The sequence below is a fragment of the Rudaea sp. genome (assembly GCF_047601565.1).
Lineage (GTDB): Bacteria > Pseudomonadota > Gammaproteobacteria > Xanthomonadales > Rhodanobacteraceae > Rudaea.
In genome coordinates, this window is the sequence record NZ_JASGIY010000001.1 from 2,612,595 (window position 1) to 2,630,006 (window position 17,412).

Sequence of the window (17,412 nt, forward strand, 5' to 3'; positions counted from 1 at the left end):
TACGGGGGCCGCAGTCGATGACCGCATCCACCTGGTTCTACTGGGCATTGGCCTCGGCGGCGTTCGCCGCGCTGACCGCGATCTTCGCCAAGATCGGCATCGAGGGCGTGAACTCCGATCTCGCCACGCTGATCCGCACCGCGGTGATCATCGTCGTGCTCGCCGCGTTCGTCTTGGCGACGGGGAAATGGAGCAACCCGCTCGACCTTTCGGCGCGCACGTGGGTCTTCCTCGTCCTGTCAGGTCTCGCCACGGGCGCGTCGTGGGTCTGCTATTTCCGCGCGCTCAAGATCGGCGACGCATCCCAGGTCGCGCCGGTCGACAAGCTCAGCCTCGTCCTCGTCGCGATTTTTGCGTTCGCCTTCCTCGGCGAACGGCCTTCCGTGCGCGAATGGCTCGGCATCGCGATGGTCGGCGCCGGGGTCGTGGTGTTGGCGCTGAAAAAGTAGGGGCTCGACTTTCGCGCGTCTCGCGCGAAAGCGAATTCATTCGTTTCGAGCCCGGCTTTTTGAAGGCCATGAGAAAAAGCCGGGCGCGATGAATCGCGCCCCTACGAAAGATGCTGGCGCCAGTATTCGGCGAACAGGACCGCCGCACTCGCCGACACGTTTAGGCTTTCGACCGCGCCCGTGCCCGGGACCGTCAGGCGCAGGTCGGCATCCGCGATCAACCGCGCCGACATGCCTTCGCCTTCGGCGCCGAGGATCAGCGCGAGACGGTCCGGCAGTTTGTTCTCGTACAAATCCCGGCCCGCGCGAGGCACCGTCGCGGCAACCGCGAAACCCGCGTCATGCAGCGATTCGAAAACGTCCTCGCCCGCGTGCGCCTGCGCGAGCGGCACCGCCTCGGCGCCGCCTTCGGCGACGCGCATCGCCGCACCCGAAAGCGCGGGCGCGTCCGCCGGCAGGATCGCGCCGCGCGCGCCGAAGTTGGCCGCACTGCGCAGCAGCGCGCCGACGTTGTGCGGATTGCCGACGCCGTCGAGCCAGATCAACAGCGCCGGCTCGTCCCGCGGAATCCGCTGCAACAGCTCGCGCAACGGCAACGGCGGCGACTTGCGCACTTCGAAGCAGACGCCTTCATGGTGCTGCGATTCGGTCAGCCGGTCGAGGTCCTCGTTCTCGACCACGCGATAGCCGATGCGCTGCTTGACGCACCAGGCGAGCACCGACTTGAATTCGGCGATCCGTGCATCGGTGAGATACACCTTGCGCACATCGTCGAGCCGCTTCGCGAACACGGCGAGACAGGCGTTGCAGCCGTAGACGCGCACTTCCTCGCCGCGGCGCGAGGCGGGGTAAGGGGTGTGCGCCGCGCCGCGCTGCGCGTGCGCATCGTCGCGCTCCGCGGCATTCGTGCGGGACGGTATGCGGGCGTTGCGCCATACCGAATCACGGTCGATTCTGCGCTTGTCCATGCCGTATCGTACTACGCGCGCGGGCAGCCCACGCCGCCGATGCGCCGGACTATCGCGACTCGCGATCCCCGGGCATCCTCTGCGCATTCTTGCGCCGCGCGCGTTTTCGCGCCGGCGACTCGTCGCCGTTGCGGCTGCGGATCGCATCGAGATAGTTGTAGACGGTGAAGCGGGTGACGCCGAGCGCCGTTGCGGCGCGTTCCACGCCGCCTTTGACGATGAACAGCCCGCGTTGCAGCATGGCCTCGACCGCATGGGTTTTTTCCGCCTTGCCCATGGCCGAAACGGGCTTGCCGAATTTCTGCACCGCCTCGACGATGATCTCCTTCATCAGCACGTCGATGCCGGCAGGCGCCTCGGCCGCCGCCACCGGTTCCTTCGGCTGGGCCAGCATGCTTTGCAGAAGCGCATGCGCCTGCACCACGACGGACATGTCGGCATTGACGCAAAGGCTGGCGAAGTTGACGCCGCGGCTGTCGCGGAAAATCACCGTGGAGGATTGCAGCATCTTGCCGCTGCGCGCGATGGTCCGGTAATCGCCGATCAGGGAATGATTGCCTTGCGCCGGTTTCTCCAGCGAACGCAGCAATTCGACGAAACCCCGGTCGCCGCCCGGGCCGCTCAAAATCGAATCGCCGACGGACCTGCCCGACACGTGGCCGTTGAGAATCTTGACGACCGAACTTTCCGGACGGGTTAGGTCGTGGAGCACGATCTCCACGTTCTCGCCGACGAAACCGCCGACGACGTCGACGATGGGGTGAAGCTGCGAAAACAGCGCGTCGCGCTCGGCGCGCAGGGCCGGCGCGGGTTCGCTGCGCCGGGCAGGTCGCGTTTTGCGCGCCTGCCGGCGCGTGGCGGTGGGTTTTGCTGGCATACGTCCGAAGTCTCGTTTGCGGATCGGGAAGCGGCGGTGGCGCACGGGCACATTACGCGCTCCGCGCACGCGCGACCAGAGCGACCATCGGTCATGCGGCGCCGCGGAAACCGCTTGACAGGGTATGCGCGAACTGATATTCAACGCATTGTTGAAATATTAAACAATTTGTTGAATTCATGCCGTGCGGCAGTCGGCGGCGCATTCGCAGGCGGCAAGGCACGCACGGGGAATCGATCCATGGGAGACATCGAACAACGGCTTGCCGCAGCAGGGCTGACCCTGCCTCCGGCGATGCCGGGCGTGCGGCTTCCGTTCGCGTTCGTGCAACGCACCGGCTCACGCCTGCTGTTTTCCGGCCATGGCCCGCAGGCGCCGAACGGCGAGATCCACGCCGTGCGCGGAAAGCTCGGCGCGCAGCTCGACGTGGCGGAAGGCTACGATGCGGCCCGCCTGGTGGCGCTCTCCGTGCTGGCGAGCATCCAGCGCGAGCTGGGCAGCCTCGATCGCGTTGCGCGCTGGACGAGAGTGTTCGGCATGGTCAATTCGGCGCCGGCGTTCTGCGATCAGCCGGCCGTCATCAACGGATTCTCCGACCTGATTCTCTCGTTGTACGGCACCGTGCGCGGAAGCCATGTGCGTTCCGCCATCGGCGTGGCGCAGCTGCCGTTCAATATCCCCGTGGAAGTCGAAGGCGAGGTCGAAGTCCATGCCGACTGACGGAGCCGCCGCATGACGATCACCCGACGCCAGTGGATGCAGGGGCTGGCCCTGGCGCCGGCGTTGACGCTGGCCGATGCGAGGGCCGGCGCGGAGCAAGGCAAGGCTTCCTTCGTGCCGGAAGACCTCGCCGGCGACTTCGAGGTCGTGCGCCGGGAAATCTGCCTCGACAATGCGCGCTGGCATCCGATGAGCCGCGGCGCGCGCGCGCAGGTCGATGCCTACATGACGTACAAGCAGCGCGGCGTCTGGCAACCGCCGGACCTGATCGATCGTCTGCAGACGGGCGTGAAGCGGAATTTCGCTACGCTGATCAACGCGGATGTCCGCGAAATTGCCTACGTGACCAGCACCACCGCCGGCGAAACCATGCTGGCCGCCAGCCTGGAGCTGCCGGGCGAGGGCGTGAACGTCGTCACCGACGGGCTGCATTTCGAAGGCTCGCTGTACCTGTATGGCGCCATGCGGAAGCAGGGTATGGACGTGCGCTGCGTGCGCCCGACGCCGGACTGGCGCATCGACCTCGAAGACATGCAGCGCGCGATCGACCGCAAGACGCGGCTCGTGGCGATATCGCTCGTGTCGTTCGTCAACGGATTCCGGCACGACGTGAAAGCGCTCTGCGATCTGGCGCATGCGCACGGCGCCGTGGTCTACGTCGATGCTGTGCAGGCCGTCGGAGCGATGCCGGTCGACGTGCGCGCGCTCGGTGTGGATGCGATGGGCAGCGCGAGCTACAAATGGTTGATGGGGGACTTCGGGCTGGGTTTCCTCTACGTCAACCAAGGCTTGATACCGCGCCTTCGGCGCAGGGTCTACGGCTATCGCCAGCTCGATCGCTTCGACTACCACGCGTTTCCCGGCGACGCGCCGGGAACCTGGCCGGCCTCGTGGTCGCAGCACGAGGATGCCGCCGGGTATTTCGAGATCGGCACCTACGCCAACGCGACGCTGGCGGCGCTCTCCAGCTCGTTGCCGCAGATACTCAATCTCGGCCCGGACAAGATCCAGGCGCACGCGCAGACGTTGATCGCATTGCTGCAACGCGAACTGCCGCGCCTGGGCTATGTCGCGATGACGCCCGCGGATGCCGGTTCGCCGATCGCCACTTTCATCGTAAGGAACGCGGAAGACACGCGCGCGCGGCTGCGCCGGGCCGGCGTGGACGTGTCCGTCCAGGGCAGCCGCATGCGCGTCTCCCCGTCGATCTACAACACGCGCAGGGACGTGGAGAAGCTGCTGGAAGCGCTGGCTTGATTTCACGAATTCCATTCGCCGGTTTGGCGGCCCGGGCCGCCGCCAGCCGCCATCGAGAACCCTTGAAAACAAAGAGAACCGACATGAATCCAGCCCCCCATGCAAATACGAAGACCCTGATCCGGGCCATGCGCCGGACGCTGTGCGGAAACACCGCGCTGGCCCTGCTGGCCGCCGCCCAGCCGCTGTTTGCCGAGGATGTCCAAACCGCCGGCAGCGCCGCCGAGGACGCGAAAACCCTGCAACAGATCACCGTCACTGCGGAGAAGAAGGCGGAATCGGAACTCGATGTTCCGATTTCGATGACGGTGGTCGAGGCGACCACGCTGCTCAACAACGGCATGTCCCGCCTCGACGACTATTACGCGCAAATACCGGGCTTGAGCATGAACGAGCGCGGCGCCGGTCGCACCACGCTCGTCATGCGCGGCATTTCCGCAGGCACCGAACTCAATCCGACCGTGGGCATCATGATCGGCGATGCGCCCTACGGATCCTCGACCACGGACTACTCCATTTCCGACCTGGACCCGTTCGACATCGATCACATCGAAGTGCTGCGCGGCCCGCAGGGTACGCTTTACGGCGCCAGCAGCATGGGCGGACTGATCAAGTTCGTCATGGCCGACCCCGACACCGGCGCGTTCAGCGGCCGCGTGCAGTCCGATCTGTCCGACACGCAGCACGGCGGCAGCGGCTACGCGGCGCGTGCGGCCGTGAATCTTCCCCTGAGCGGCGACCTGGCGGTACGCGTCAGCGCATTCGACCGGCACGATGCGGGCTACGTGAACGACCCCCTGCAAGGCAGGAAAAACGTCAACGACGGAGATGCGCACGGCGGGCGCATCTCCGCGCTCTGGCGGGTAAGCGACGGCTTCACCCTCCGCGCATCGGCGCTGACGCAAGACTCGTCGGCGGACGCCAGCGCCAAGGTCGACATGCTGAAGAACAGCTACACGCCCGTCTTCGGCCCGTATGACCATGCCCGCCTGCCGGGAACGGACACGGCCCAGGTCAAGACGCGGATGTACATCCTGCAAATGGACGGCAACCTGGGCTGGGCCGACCTCACCTCGATCAGCAGCTACAACAAGTACAGCCTGATCGGCCCGCAGGACGTCACCGGAACCTTCGGCGGCCTGACCGGACCCATCTACGGCTTGCCCGGCCTCGGCGTGAAGATCGACAACAACAACCGCACCGGGAAATTCAGCGAGGAACTGCGCCTGGCTTCGCCGGAAGACGGGCGCCGGCTGAGCTGGCTGGGCGGCGCGTTCTTCACCCACGAACATACCGTGGGCTTCCAGCGGATCGAGGCGGTGGACCGCAGCACTGGCGCCGACGAGGGGCTGGGCTCAATGTACGACGGCACTTCGCCTTCCACGTTCGAGGAATCCGCTGCGTTCGGCAACCTCACCTACAAGTTCACCGATGCGTTCGACGTGCAACTCGGCGGGCGCTACAGCTCCGTGAAGCAGAATTTTTCCAATGCCTATTCGGGGCCGCTCAATGGCGGAGATTCCTCGGACAGCGAGAGCGCCAGCGACCACGTCGGAACCTACAGCTTCGCTCCGCGATACCACATCAACCGCGACGTGATGACCTATCTGCGCGTGGCCAGCGGCTATCGCGCCGGCGGCGTCAACGCCTTGCTGATCGAAGACCAAGGCAAATTTCCGGGCCAGTACAAATCCGATTCGCTCACCAGCTACGAGTGGGGTTTGAAGGGCGACTTCGCCGATCGCACGCTGACCCTCGACGGCGCGCTGTTCTACATCGACTGGTCGGACATCCAGCTCAGCGAGGTTTCGCAGGACACGGGCAACAGTTATTTCGTGAACGCCGGCAAGGCGAAAAGCCAGGGTGCGGAGATCAGCCTGGCTTGGCGGCTGTTCCCTGGCCTGGACATTCTCGCCAACGCCGCGTATACCGACGCCGTGCTCACCCAGGACACGCCGGACGGCACCTATGGCAAGAGCGGAGACCGCCTGCCCTATTCGCCGAAGTGGAGCGCCAACCTCAGCGCCGACTACACCTTCCCGATCGGAGCGGGGCTCGACGCCAACGTCGGCGGTGGCGTGACCTGGATCGGCGATCGCGAAAGCGGCTTCACCAGTTCGGCAAGCGCCCAACGGTTCGCTCTGCGCGCCTACACCACGGGCAATCTGCATGCCGGCATCCAGTCCACGCACTGGAACGTCGATCTCTACGTGAAGAACCTGACCGATGCCCGCGGTTATCTCAGCGCGACCGCGCAGAACGCCACCACCGGAGTCAGCTCCTACGGCCTGCTGCTCATCCAGCCGCGTACCTTTGGCGTTTCCGCCACGTACACGTTCTGAGCGCGTCGCGCCCGTCGCTCGTATCCCGGTGCCGATGCAGCGGGACACGGGTTTTCGCAGTGGAAGAAAAGCAGCCATGCCGAAACTCGCTTCCGGGAATATCGTTGGCTTCGTGCTCGGCGCGCTGCCGGCATGCGTCGGGATCGTGCCGGCGCACGCGCAGGCCCGCGCATCCGATACGGTCGAAGTGGTCCTGCGGCCCGGGCCGGCCGATGCGGCGCAAGACATCGCGTTCGTCGACGTCACCGTGACGGCCCCGGCGGATCTGCAAGCGCCCGGATTTCGCCTGCCGCGGGTCACCGGCAACGTGAAGACCGTGGCGACCTCGATCGAGAACCTGCGGGCGGCAGACGAGAACGGTTCCATCGCGCTGGATTTCCGCGACGACCCCGATGGCGCGAAACCCTATCGCCGCTGGAAGGCGTCGCGCCCTGCCCACGGTCAGGTCACGATCCGCTATCGCGCGCCGATCACCAACGCACCCAATCCGCTCGGCGCCGCACCGCCGCTGGAGCTGCGCAGCGATTCCGTGGCCTTCTCCGGGCTGCTCGGCGCCTACGTGTTGTTGCCGGACACGGGCAAGGCGTATCGCCTGAAACTCGAATGGGATTTTTCCTCGCTCGCAGCGGAGTCGATCGGCGTCTCGACGCTGGGTGTCGGCAACCAGTCCGGCGCGGAGAAGACCTCGGAAATGCAGGAGTCCACCTTCACCCTCGGCGGCCATCTCGATCACGAACCTGCGACGCCGGCAGCCAACGGTTTCTTCTCGGCATGGCAGGGCAGGCCGCCGTTCGATGCCCATGCCCTGATGCGCTGGACGCAGACTCTCTACGGCGCGTACCAGACGTTCTTCGCGACGCGGGGCACGACCTACAACGTCTTCCTTCGGCGCAACCCGGTCAATCCGGGCGGCGGCGTCGAGGTGGCGAATTCGTTCGTGGGAACTTTCGACGACAGCACCCGGGCCGACGAATTCAAACTCACGCTCGCGCACGAGATGGTGCATACCTTCGTTGGCGAACTCGACGAAAAAGACGATCTGGCCGCGTCGTGGTTCTCCGAGGGGATTGCCGTGTACTACGAGAGGCTGCTGCCGTATCGCGCCGGCCAGATCACGCGCGACGAGTACCTGCGCAGCGTGAACATCACGGCGGCGCGCTACTACACGGACCTGCTGAACACCACGCCCAACCGGGACATTCCCGCCCGTTTCTGGGCCGATACGCGAATCCGCGTGCTGCCCTACGATCGCGGCGCACTGTACTTCGCCCGGCTCAATGCGCTGATCGGCAAGGCGTCCCGCGGCAGGCGCTCGCTCGACGATCTGTTGCTGGCATTCCTGAAACGTCGCGCCACCGGTCTGCCGCTGACCCAAGCCGCCTGGGTCGATGCCGTGACCCGGGAACTGGGCGCGCAAGGCAAAAGCCAATTCGACGACATGATGAGCGGCAAGCCGATCGTGCTCGACTCCGATACGTTCGGCCCCTGCTTTTGCCGCACGCAGCAGAAAATGCGGCGCTACGAACTGGGCTTCGATCCCGAAGTCCTCGCGCATTCCCCGCGAATCGTCCGCGGCCTCGTTGCCGGATCGGCTGCGGAAAAAGCGGGCTTGAGGAACGGCGACGAGATCGCCAGGCCCGTTCCACAGGATGGAATCCAGGCCAACCAGTCCGCCATGCTGAAACTGCGAATCAAGCGCGATGGCGCGAACTTCGACGTGGATTACTTGCCGCGGGGAGAATCGGTCGAGACGTGGCAGTGGACGGCGGCGGGCAGCGAGGCCTGCCGAACCGGCAAGTAACTGCGCACGCATGGCGCGGCGGCTGCCGTGCGCCATGCGAACGCAGGAACCCCTTCCGGCAATCGCGCCGCGGACTCGTCCGGGCGTATCGCCGCGCCGATCAGGCGGCCTTGGCCTTTGTCCACTGGCCCAGAGCGGCGAGGCCGTTTTCCCTCGCGCGCGAGACGACGATCTTCTGCGCCTCGGCGAAGTTCTTGACCAGATCCTTCGACCAGAACTTGAGCGCCGCCGACTGCATCGCGCGGCCGTAGCTGAAGGAAAGCGGCCACGGATGCGGGCCGATCTGGTTCATCGCGTTCAAGTGCGCGGTCGATTGTTCGTCGGTCTGGCCGCCGGACAAGAACACGATGCCCGGCAGCGAGGCCGGCACGGTGGACTTGAGGCAGCGGATGGTCGCCTCGGCGACTTCGTCGACCGACGCCTGCTCGGGGCAGTCCTTACCCGAGATCACCATGCTGGCTTTCAGAATCGTGCCTTCGAGCAGCACGTTATGCTCGTACAAGGCACCGAACAGCGAGCGCAGCGTCGCTTCGGTCACTTCGTAGCAGACCTCGATGTCGTGGTTGCCGTCCATCAGCACCTCGGGCTCGACCATCGGCACGATGCCGGCTTCCTGGCACAGCGCCGCGTAGCGCGCGAGTGCGTGGCAATTCGCCTCGATGCAGGTGCCGCTCGGCGCGTCGTCGGCGATGGTGATCACCGCGCGCCACTTGGCGAACTTGGCGCCGAGCTTGGCGTATTCGGCGAGGCGCTCGCGCAGGCCGTCCAGGCCCTCGGTGACGACTTCGCCCGGAAAACCGGCGAGCGGATGCGGGCCCTTGTCGACCTTGATGCCGGGCAGGATGCCGTTGTCGAGCATGACCTTGGTGAACGGCACGCCGGCCTTGGTCGACTGGCGGATCGTTTCGTCGTAGAGGATCGCGCCCGAAATGTGCTCGGCGAGCTTCGGCGTGGTCAGCAGCATTTCGCGATAGGCGCGGCGATTCTCTTCGGTGTTTTCGATCTTCACCGAATCGAAGCGCTTCTTGATCGTGCTCGTCGACTCATCGATGGCGATGATCCCTTTGCCCGGTGCGACCATCGCCTGGGCGATGCTTTCCAGTTCTTCGATGCTCATTGAACGACTCCGTGACATGAATTCGTGCGCGAAACGCGCGACCCGCGATGCCGCGGGGGCGTGCATTATAGGCCGGTTTGCCGTTCGCCGCTCGTTAACGCAGCGGCGGCCTGAGCGCTATGGCGCCGCCGGCAGCTTGAAGTCGTCGAGCCTGCACTGATCGAGCAGCGCCTGCCGTGCCGCGGCGGCACTCGGGCCCTTGTTCACGTCAGGCGCGTTGAACGGCAGGACGACGTAGGTGTAGACCGGGTCCTTGCCGACGTTCTTCTGCGCCGCGGTGTAGGTCAGGCCCTTGACGATCTCGACCGCGACCGCGCCGAGGTCGCCCTCGGGCGCCATCTTTTCGAGCTTGACCTGGCTCGTCGTGCCGCCGCGGTCGATGCGATACGCCACCGCGGCGCAGGTCGGCGTCGTCAAGCCCTTGCCGTAGGAAGGCATCTTCGGATCGCCCGTGCCCGAAACGAGCCACCAGTTCGATAGCTCGGCGGGCTGCACGAGATGCGCGCGCTCGAGCGCGAATGCGCTGTCGCTCGCGACGAGCAGAACCGGAACCAGAGACCGCAGCAACGTTTTCATTTCGACCTCCTGCGCCATGCGCGAAACGGCGTTTGCCGGATTTCGATCATACGCAAATACCCGCGTTCGGGCACCGCGCTGCAATCACAAATCGCCCAGTCCCTCGGCCACGCCGCCCGGCCCGACGCGCAGCAACTTCATCGTGTTGGTGCCGCCGTGCTGGCCGGTGTGGTCGCCGGTGGTCAGGATCACGCGGTCGCCTTCGGCGAGATGCTCGAGGTTGAACAGCGTCTGCACCGCGGCCTTGGCCGCGTGCGCGGGATCGACGCCGTGCGCGTCGAAGGCGATCGGCGTCACGTCGCGGTAGAGCAGCATGCGTCGGCGCGCGCCGACGCGACGCGACAGTGCGTAGATCGGCACGCGCGAGCGGTAGCGGCTCAGCCACTGCGCCGTGCCGCCCGATTCGGTCAGCGCGACGATCGCGCGCACGCCGATGTGGCGCGCGGTGTACATCGTCGCCAGCGCGATCGCCTGGTCGACGCGCTCCAGGCGCACGACCGGCGCGGCGAATTCCTCGCCCACCTCGAAGCCGCGCTCGGCGCCGACGCAGACGCGCGCCATCGCCGCGACGGCTTTGTCCGGATGCTTGCCCGCCGCGGTTTCCTGCGACAGCATCACCGCATCGGTGCCGTCGAGCACGGCGTTGGCGACGTCGAGTACCTCGGCGCGCGTCGGGATCGGCGAATCGACCATCGACTGCATCATCTGCGTCGCGGTGATGACGACCTTGTTGCGCGCGAGCGTCTCGCGGATGATCTTCTTCTGGATGCCGGGCAGTTCGGCGTCGCCGATCTCCACGCCGAGGTCGCCGCGCGCGACCATGACCGCGTCCGACGAGTCGATGATGCCCGCCAGCGCTTCGCCGATCGCCTCGCTGCGCTCGATCTTCGCCACCATCGCCGCGCTGCCGCCCGCGGCGCGCATGAGCTTGCGCGATTCCTCGACGTCGGCCGCCGACTTGACGAACGAGATCGCGAGGAAATCGGCGTTGATCTGCGCCGCGGTCTTGATGTCGTTCTTGTCCTTCTCGGCGAGCGCGGCGAGCGAAAGGCCGCCTCCCTGGCGATTGATGCCCTTGCGGTCGGACAGCGCGCCGCCGGCGACCACCGTGGTATGGATGCTCGTGCCCTCGATCTTCTCGACGCGCAGCGAAATCAGGCCGTCGTCGAGCAGCAGCATGTCGCCGGCTTTCACGTCGTTGCGCAGGCCGAGGTAGCTCACGCCGATGCGCGTCGCATCGCCCGGCGGCGCTTCGGCGCGGCAATCGAGTTCGAACGGGTCGCCGCTCTTGAGGATGACCGGACCGGCGAGGAATTTCTCGACGCGGATCTTCGGCCCTTGCAGGTCGGCGAGCACGGCGACCTCGCGACCGAGCTCGGCGGCGAGATCGCGCACTTCCTTGGCGCGGCGCGCGTGATCCTCGGGCTTGCCGTGCGACATGTTCAGGCGGACCACGTCCACGCCCTCGACGAGGATTTTCTTCAGCATGCCCGGCGCATCGGTGGCCGGGCCCAGCGTGGCGATGATCTTGGTGCGGCGGACTTGCGTTTCCATCTTTCCCTCTCGTTGCGTTCGTTATTGGTATCGATGTCGCTACGCTAGCACAAGACCGGGCAAATCGTTGCTGCGTCCGGGCTTTGGCCGGCATGCGCGAATCGCCGCGGCGAAAACCGCGGCCGAACGCGCGAACGACGCTACAATCCGCCCATGTCCCTGATCCAACTCCAGCGCGTCGACTACGGCGTCGGCGGCCCGTTGCTGCTCGAAAAGGTCGATCTCGCGATCGAGGCGGGCGAACGCCTCTGCGTCGTCGGCCGCAACGGCGAAGGCAAGTCCACCCTGCTGCGCCTGATCGCGGGCGAAATCAAACCGGACGACGGCGAGGTGCGCGTGCAAAACGGCGTGCGCGTGGCCAAGCTTGCGCAGGAAGTGCCGCAAGATGCGGCAGGCAACGTGTTCGACGTGGTCGCATCGGGCCTCGGCGAGCTTGGCGCACTGCTCGCGCAATACCATCATCTGATCGCGGCCGGCGACCTCGCCGCCCTGGCCGCCGTGCAGGCGAAGATCGAAGCGCAGCACGGCTGGGATCTCGACCGTCGCGTGTCGCAGGTGCTGGAGCGTCTGGATCTGCCCGGCGACGCCGACTTCGCCGCGCTGTCCGGCGGCATGAAGCGCCGCGTGCTGCTCGCGCAGGCGCTCGTGCGCGCGCCCGACGTGCTGCTGCTCGACGAGCCGACCAACCATCTCGACATCGAGGCGATCGCATGGCTCGAGGAATTCCTGCGCAACGCCGGGTTCAGCTTCGTCTTCGTCACCCACGACCGCAGCTTCCTGCGCGCGCTGGCGACGCGCATCGTCGAGATCGACCGCGGCCAGGTGACCTCGTGGTCCGGCGACTACGCCAACTACCTGCGCCGGCGCGAGGAACGCCTGCACGCGGAGGCGCAGGCGAACGCGCTGTTCGACAAGAAGCTCGCGCAGGAAGAGGTGTGGATACGCAAGGGCATCGAGGCGCGGCGCACGCGCAACGAAGGCCGCGTGCGCGCGCTCAAGGCGATGCGGCACGAGCGCGCCGAGCGCCGCGACATCAAAGGCAAGGCGAGGATGACGCTGGCCACGACGCAGGCTTCGGGCAAGAAAGTGATCGAGGCGCGCCACGTCGACTACGCCTGGGACGGCAAACCCATCCTGCGCGATTTCTCGACGACGATCCTGCGTGGCGACCGCATCGGCATCGTCGGCCCGAACGGTTCCGGCAAAAGTACGCTCTTGAAACTTTTGCTCGGCGAACTGAAGCCGCAACGCGGCGAAATCGAGTCGGGCACGAACCTGCAAGTCGCCTACTTCGACCAACACCGCAGCGTGCTGCGCGAAGACTGGAACGCACTCGACAACGTCGCCGAAGGCACCGAGTACATCGAGCTGAACGGCAGCCGCAAGCACGTGCTCGGCTACCTGCAGGACTTCCTGTTTTCGCCCGAACGTGCGCGCGCGCCGATCGCGCGCCTGTCCGGCGGCGAGCGCAACCGCCTGCTGCTCGCCAAGCTGTTCGCGCAACCGTCGAACCTGCTCGTCATGGACGAGCCGACCAACGATCTCGACGTGGAGACGCTGGAACTGCTCGAAGAATTGCTCGCCGCGTACTCGGGCACGCTGCTGCTCGTCTCCCACGACCGCGAATTCATCGACAACGTGGTGACTTCGACGCTCGTGCTCGAAGGCGGCGGGCGCGTCGGCGAGTACGTGGGCGGATTCAGCGACTGGCTGCGGCAAAGGCCCACGAATGCTGTTGCTCGTCATTCCCGCAAAGACGGGAATCCAGCTTTTGTTTCTGAAAATAAAGATCAAGAACCGGATTCCCGCCTTCGCGGGAATGACGAGCCAAAGCAAAAGCGCAAGCTGAGCTACAAGGACACCCGCGAACTCGAACAACTGCCCGCGCGCATCGAAACGCTCGAAGCCGACATCGCAGCTCGTACCGCGGCGATGAACGACCCGGCGTTCTTCAAGCAGGACAGCGCGACGATCCTCGCCGCCAACGGCGAACTCGCAAAGCTGCAGGCGGAACTCGACGAGGCCTACGCACGCTGGCAGACGCTCGAAAGCGGAGCGCCGCTCGGCTAGGCTTCGCACGACGACATGCCGATCGCCGAGCCGCCCATGTTTCGCATTCTCGCTTTGTTCCTGTTCGCCACGACCTGCCTCGCATCGACGGATGCCGTCGCGCAAGCCGCGCGCCCGAAAACCTGCCTCGTGCTCGGCGGCGGCGGCGCGCGCGGCGCCGCGCACATCGGCGTGCTGAAAGTGATCGAACGCGAACGCATACCGATCGATTGCATCACCGGCACCTCGATGGGTGCCGTCGTCGGCGGCCTCTACGCGGCGGGCTACGACTCCGCCGAGATCGAAGCGGTGCTCAAGAGCATCGACTGGAAGGACATGTTCAACGACGATCCCGTGCGCGAGAATCTGCCGATGCGGCGCAAGGAGGATGAACTGCGCTTCCTCGGCGGCATCGAACTGGGCCTGCGCGACGGCAAGATCGCCCTGCCGCGCGGCGCCATCCAGGGCCAGAAGCTGCAACTGCTGCTGCGCCGCCTGCTGCTGTCCACGCTGCAGACGACGAACTTCGACGACCTGCCGATTCCGTTCCGCTCGATCGCCACCGACATCGACAGCGGAGAAAAGGTGGTGTTCGCCCAGGGCGACCTGCCGATGGCGATCCGCGCGAGCATGTCGGTGCCCGCCGCGTTCGCACCGATCCACTACCAGGGCCATCTGCTCGTCGACGGCGCCGTCGTCGACAACGTGCCCATCGACGAAGCGCGCAAGCTCGGCGGCGAACGCCTTATCGTCGTCGACGTCGGCGCGCCGCTCGTGCGGGAAAAGGACCTCACCTCCTCGTTCGCGATCGCCAATCAGATGCTTACCGCGATGATGAAGCGCGAAACCGACGCGCAGTTGCGCACGCTCGGCCCCGCCGACCTGCTGCTCGTGCCGCCGCTCGGCGACTTCTCCAGCGCGGCGTTCGACCGCACGCCCGAAGCGGTGGGCTACGGCGAGCAGGTCGCCGAGGCGCGGCTCGCCGCGCTGCGCGCCTTCTCCGTGAGCGCGAGCGAGTACGCAGCGTTCACCTCGCATCACCGGCAAAGGCCGTTCGACCCACCGTTGATAGCCTTCCTCGACGTCGTCACCGGCCGCAGCCGCACCGCGGGCTACGTGCGCCAGCGCTTGTCCGAGGTGGTCGGCAAGCCGTTCGACGCGGAAACGCTTGACGACAGGATCGGCCTCGCCTACGGCGAAGGCAGTTACGAACGCATCACCTACGACCTGGTGCAGAAGGACGGCCGCACCGGCCTCGAAGTGCTGCCGGTCGACAAGGGCTGGGGGCCGAACTTCCTGCGCATGGGCCTGCGCCTGTCGGACAACTTCTCCGGGCGCAACAGCTACCAGTTGTTCACCGAGGCGAATTTCACCGGCCTCAACTCGCTCGGCGGCGAGAGCCGCAACCGCGTCCAGCTCGGCCAGGTCACGGAACTCTACAGCGAGTTCCTGCAACCCTGGGGCGCGACCGGCGAGTTCTACGTCGCGCCGTACCTGCAATACAAGGCCTACGAATTCCCGCTCGACGGCGGCGGACGGGAAATCGCCGAGTATCGCAACCGCCGTCTGCGCAGCGCAGTGGAACTGGGCTACACGCCCGACGCGAACTGGCAGTTGTCCTCCGCGCTCGAATACGGCCGCGACGCGACCAGCCTGCGCATCGGCGTGCCGGCGAGCGCCGGCCAGCAGAACGGCTTGCCGAAAGACCTTTCCGCCGATGTTGGCGGCGTCGTGCTGCGCGCCGTCTACGACGATCTCGACCAGAGCGGGTTCCCCACCCTCGGCATGCGCATGGACCTGTCCGAGGAAATGCTGCTCACCCAGTTCGGCTCGAGCGACGACGCGCACATCACGCGCCTGCGCTGGGACTGGGCGCTGTCGCATGGAGCGAACCGCTGGCTGCTCGGCGCGAGCGTCGACACCGCCAGCGGCAACGGCGCGAACGTGCAGATCGCCGCACAGAGCCAGCTCGGCGGCCTCGCCAATTTCTCCGGCTATGCCGAGAACCAGTTGTTCGCCTCGAACACCGCGCTGCTGCGCGCGGTCTATTACCGGCGCATGACCAATGCCGACGCGCTGTTCAGCGTGCCGCTCTACCTCGGCGGCAGCCTCGAGGCCGGCGGCCTTTGGAACCAGCGCCGCGACATCGGCAAGAACCTGATCGGCGCCGGCAGCGTCTTCGTCGGCATCGACACCTTCCTCGGGCCCATCTTCCTCGGCTACGGCTACGCGCAGGGCGGGCACAATGCGGCGTATCTCACCTTCGGTTCGCTGCTGCGCACGAACGAGTAGGAGTGCACTTTTCGCGCGCCTCGCGCGAAAAAATTTTCATGCTGGCGCGCGCCTCGGGCGAAAGGAATTCAATACTGCCGCGCCGCCTCTCGCTCATTCCCGCGTGCTTCTGGCGGGAATCCAGCGACTCTGATCTTGATTCTTCTCCGGCCGCGTCCCTTCGCCTTTCCGCGCGCACATCCGATGGGGCATGAGACGTGGTCGAGCGGCCTCTTCCAGCCGCCTCGGACGAGGCGTCAGCGCCGTCCTGCTGCGACGTCGCATGAATCGGGAATGGGCGGTCTCAAGAATCAAGCGCAACACGTTGAGCGTGAGCAGCGATTTCCTTGTCCATCATCTCCGCCGGGGTCATCCAGCCGAGCGTTTGTCGTGGTCGTCCGTTCATGAGCTTGGCGACGTGGTCGAGTTCCTCCTGGCTAATGCCGGATAGATCCAGCCCCTTCGGCATGAACTGGCGCAGCAAGCCGTTGGTGTTCTCGTTGCTGCCGCGCTGCCAAGGCGCGTGCGGGTCGGCAAACCAGATGTCGATGTTCAACCGCTTGGCCAGCTCGGCGTGACACGCCAGTTCGCTGCCGCGATCGTAGGTCAGGCTCTCCGCAGGAACGCGGGCAGCTTCTTCATCTGCCGCGTGAAGCCTTCCAGTGCGTCCTGGGCCGTTCAGCCCTCCATCCGGCACACAACGACGAAGCGCGTCTTGCGCTCGACCAGCGTCCCTACGCACGAGCGATTGAACGCGCCCTTGATAAGGTCGCCTTCCCAATGCCCCGGCCACTTGCGTTCGGCGATCGCCTCCGGCCGATGCACGATGCGCAGTGCCTCCGGCACGAATCCGCCCTTGGCCAGCGTCGTGCGGCGTCGGCCGCGGCTCGGCTTCTCCTGACGCAGTGCTTCCACCATCGCCTTCTTCAGCGATCCGCGCGGGTGCGCATAGATCGCCGCATAGACCGTCTCGTGGCTGACCTGTCGACCGGGATCGTCCGCATGCATGGCACGCAGTCTCGCCGCAATCTGTTGTGGCGACCAGCGGTCGTGGACCAGATGATCGTGGACGCACTGCCGGAGCGCGCTGCCTTCGACCAGCTTGTTGCAGCGCACGCGGCGCATCCGATACGCCATGCCGGCGGTCTTCGCTTCGTAGCAAAGTCGTCGACCCGGCTCGATCTCCGCCTCGTTACGCGCAATCTCGCGCGAGACCGGCGATACGTTCCGACCCAGGTCGCGAGCGATCGAACGCAGCGTCGATCCCTTCCGTCGCTCGATTTGGATCACAGCGCGTTCTTCCGCGCTCAAGTGTTGATACTGTCTTGCCATGGCGACACCCTACCGGATCGGGGGGTGCGCTTGGAAGTTGAGACTAAGCCATCTGACTGACCTTGAACGTAAGTGAGCAGCCGAGATTTACCCTTTTCC

General features: G+C 66.0%; 12 protein-coding genes and 1 pseudogene. 7 read left to right on the forward strand and 6 right to left on the reverse strand.

The window, feature by feature from the left end:
* The first annotated feature begins 17 nt into the window (after positions 1-17).
* Entirely contained in the window at positions 18-449 is a 432-nt protein-coding gene (locus QM741_RS11470; protein WP_415207822.1) for an EamA family transporter, read from the forward strand.
* A 101-nt stretch (positions 450-550) separates the two neighbouring features.
* Here QM741_RS11470 and QM741_RS11475 read toward each other — a convergent pair whose 3' ends face one another.
* Positions 551-1,417 carry a TrmH family RNA methyltransferase gene (locus tag QM741_RS11475; protein WP_415207823.1) on the reverse strand — a complete coding sequence of 289 codons (867 nt, stop codon included), beginning with the start codon at positions 1,415-1,417 and terminating at the stop codon, positions 551-553.
* Between the two features lie 49 nt (positions 1,418-1,466).
* Positions 1,467-2,294: a helix-turn-helix transcriptional regulator gene (locus QM741_RS11480; RefSeq protein ID WP_415207824.1), complete on the reverse strand. Its 828-nt coding sequence runs from the start codon at positions 2,292-2,294 to the stop codon at positions 1,467-1,469.
* A 114-nt stretch (positions 2,295-2,408) separates the two neighbouring features.
* On the opposite strand from QM741_RS11480, the gene QM741_RS11485 reads away from it, so the two are divergent.
* The 4 genes from QM741_RS11485 to QM741_RS11500 all read left to right on the forward strand — a co-directional run bounded on the left by QM741_RS11485 (position 2,409) and on the right by QM741_RS11500 (position 8,414).
* Complete coding sequence (locus tag QM741_RS11485; protein WP_415207825.1) at positions 2,409-3,014, forward strand: RidA family protein; 606 nt, start codon at positions 2,409-2,411, stop codon at positions 3,012-3,014.
* 12 nt (positions 3,015-3,026) lie between these two features.
* The gene (locus tag QM741_RS11490; protein WP_415207826.1) at positions 3,027-4,271 is read left to right on the forward strand and encodes an aminotransferase class V-fold PLP-dependent enzyme; all 1,245 of its coding nucleotides are present in this window, start codon (positions 3,027-3,029) and stop codon (positions 4,269-4,271) included.
* 83 nt (positions 4,272-4,354) lie between these two features.
* Positions 4,355-6,613, forward strand: coding sequence for a TonB-dependent receptor (locus tag QM741_RS11495; RefSeq protein ID WP_415207827.1), 2,259 nt, complete (start codon positions 4,355-4,357; stop codon positions 6,611-6,613).
* A 76-nt stretch (positions 6,614-6,689) separates the two neighbouring features.
* On the forward strand, positions 6,690-8,414 hold the full coding sequence (locus QM741_RS11500) for a peptidase M61 (protein WP_415207828.1): 1,725 nt from the start codon (positions 6,690-6,692) through the stop codon (positions 8,412-8,414).
* A gap of 100 nt (positions 8,415-8,514) precedes the next feature.
* Here the strand turns inward: QM741_RS11500 and QM741_RS11505 are convergent, their stop codons facing one another.
* From QM741_RS11505 to pyk, 3 genes are all read right to left on the reverse strand, one after another.
* Positions 8,515-9,531, reverse strand: a complete 1,017-nt coding sequence (locus QM741_RS11505; protein ID WP_415207829.1) for a class I fructose-bisphosphate aldolase — start codon at positions 9,529-9,531, stop codon at positions 8,515-8,517.
* A gap of 117 nt (positions 9,532-9,648) precedes the next feature.
* Positions 9,649-10,107: a hypothetical protein gene (locus QM741_RS11510; protein ID WP_415207830.1), complete on the reverse strand. Its 459-nt coding sequence runs from the start codon at positions 10,105-10,107 to the stop codon at positions 9,649-9,651.
* A gap of 84 nt (positions 10,108-10,191) precedes the next feature.
* Positions 10,192-11,661: a pyruvate kinase gene (pyk, locus tag QM741_RS11515; RefSeq protein ID WP_415207831.1), complete on the reverse strand. Its 1,470-nt coding sequence runs from the start codon at positions 11,659-11,661 to the stop codon at positions 10,192-10,194.
* Positions 11,662-11,814: 153 nt separating this feature from the next.
* Between pyk and QM741_RS11520 the strand changes: the two genes are divergently transcribed.
* A complete protein-coding gene (locus QM741_RS11520; protein ID WP_415207832.1) occupies positions 11,815-13,731 on the forward strand; it encodes an ATP-binding cassette domain-containing protein in 1,917 nt (638 codons plus the stop codon).
* Positions 13,732-13,767: 36 nt separating this feature from the next.
* Entirely contained in the window at positions 13,768-16,002 is a 2,235-nt protein-coding gene (locus tag QM741_RS11525) for a patatin-like phospholipase family protein (RefSeq protein ID WP_415207833.1), read from the forward strand.
* Positions 16,003-16,285: 283 nt separating this feature from the next.
* Here QM741_RS11525 and QM741_RS11530 read toward each other — a convergent pair.
* Positions 16,286-17,313, reverse strand: a pseudogene (locus QM741_RS11530) (IS30 family transposase).
* Positions 17,314-17,412: the final 99 nt, after the last annotated feature.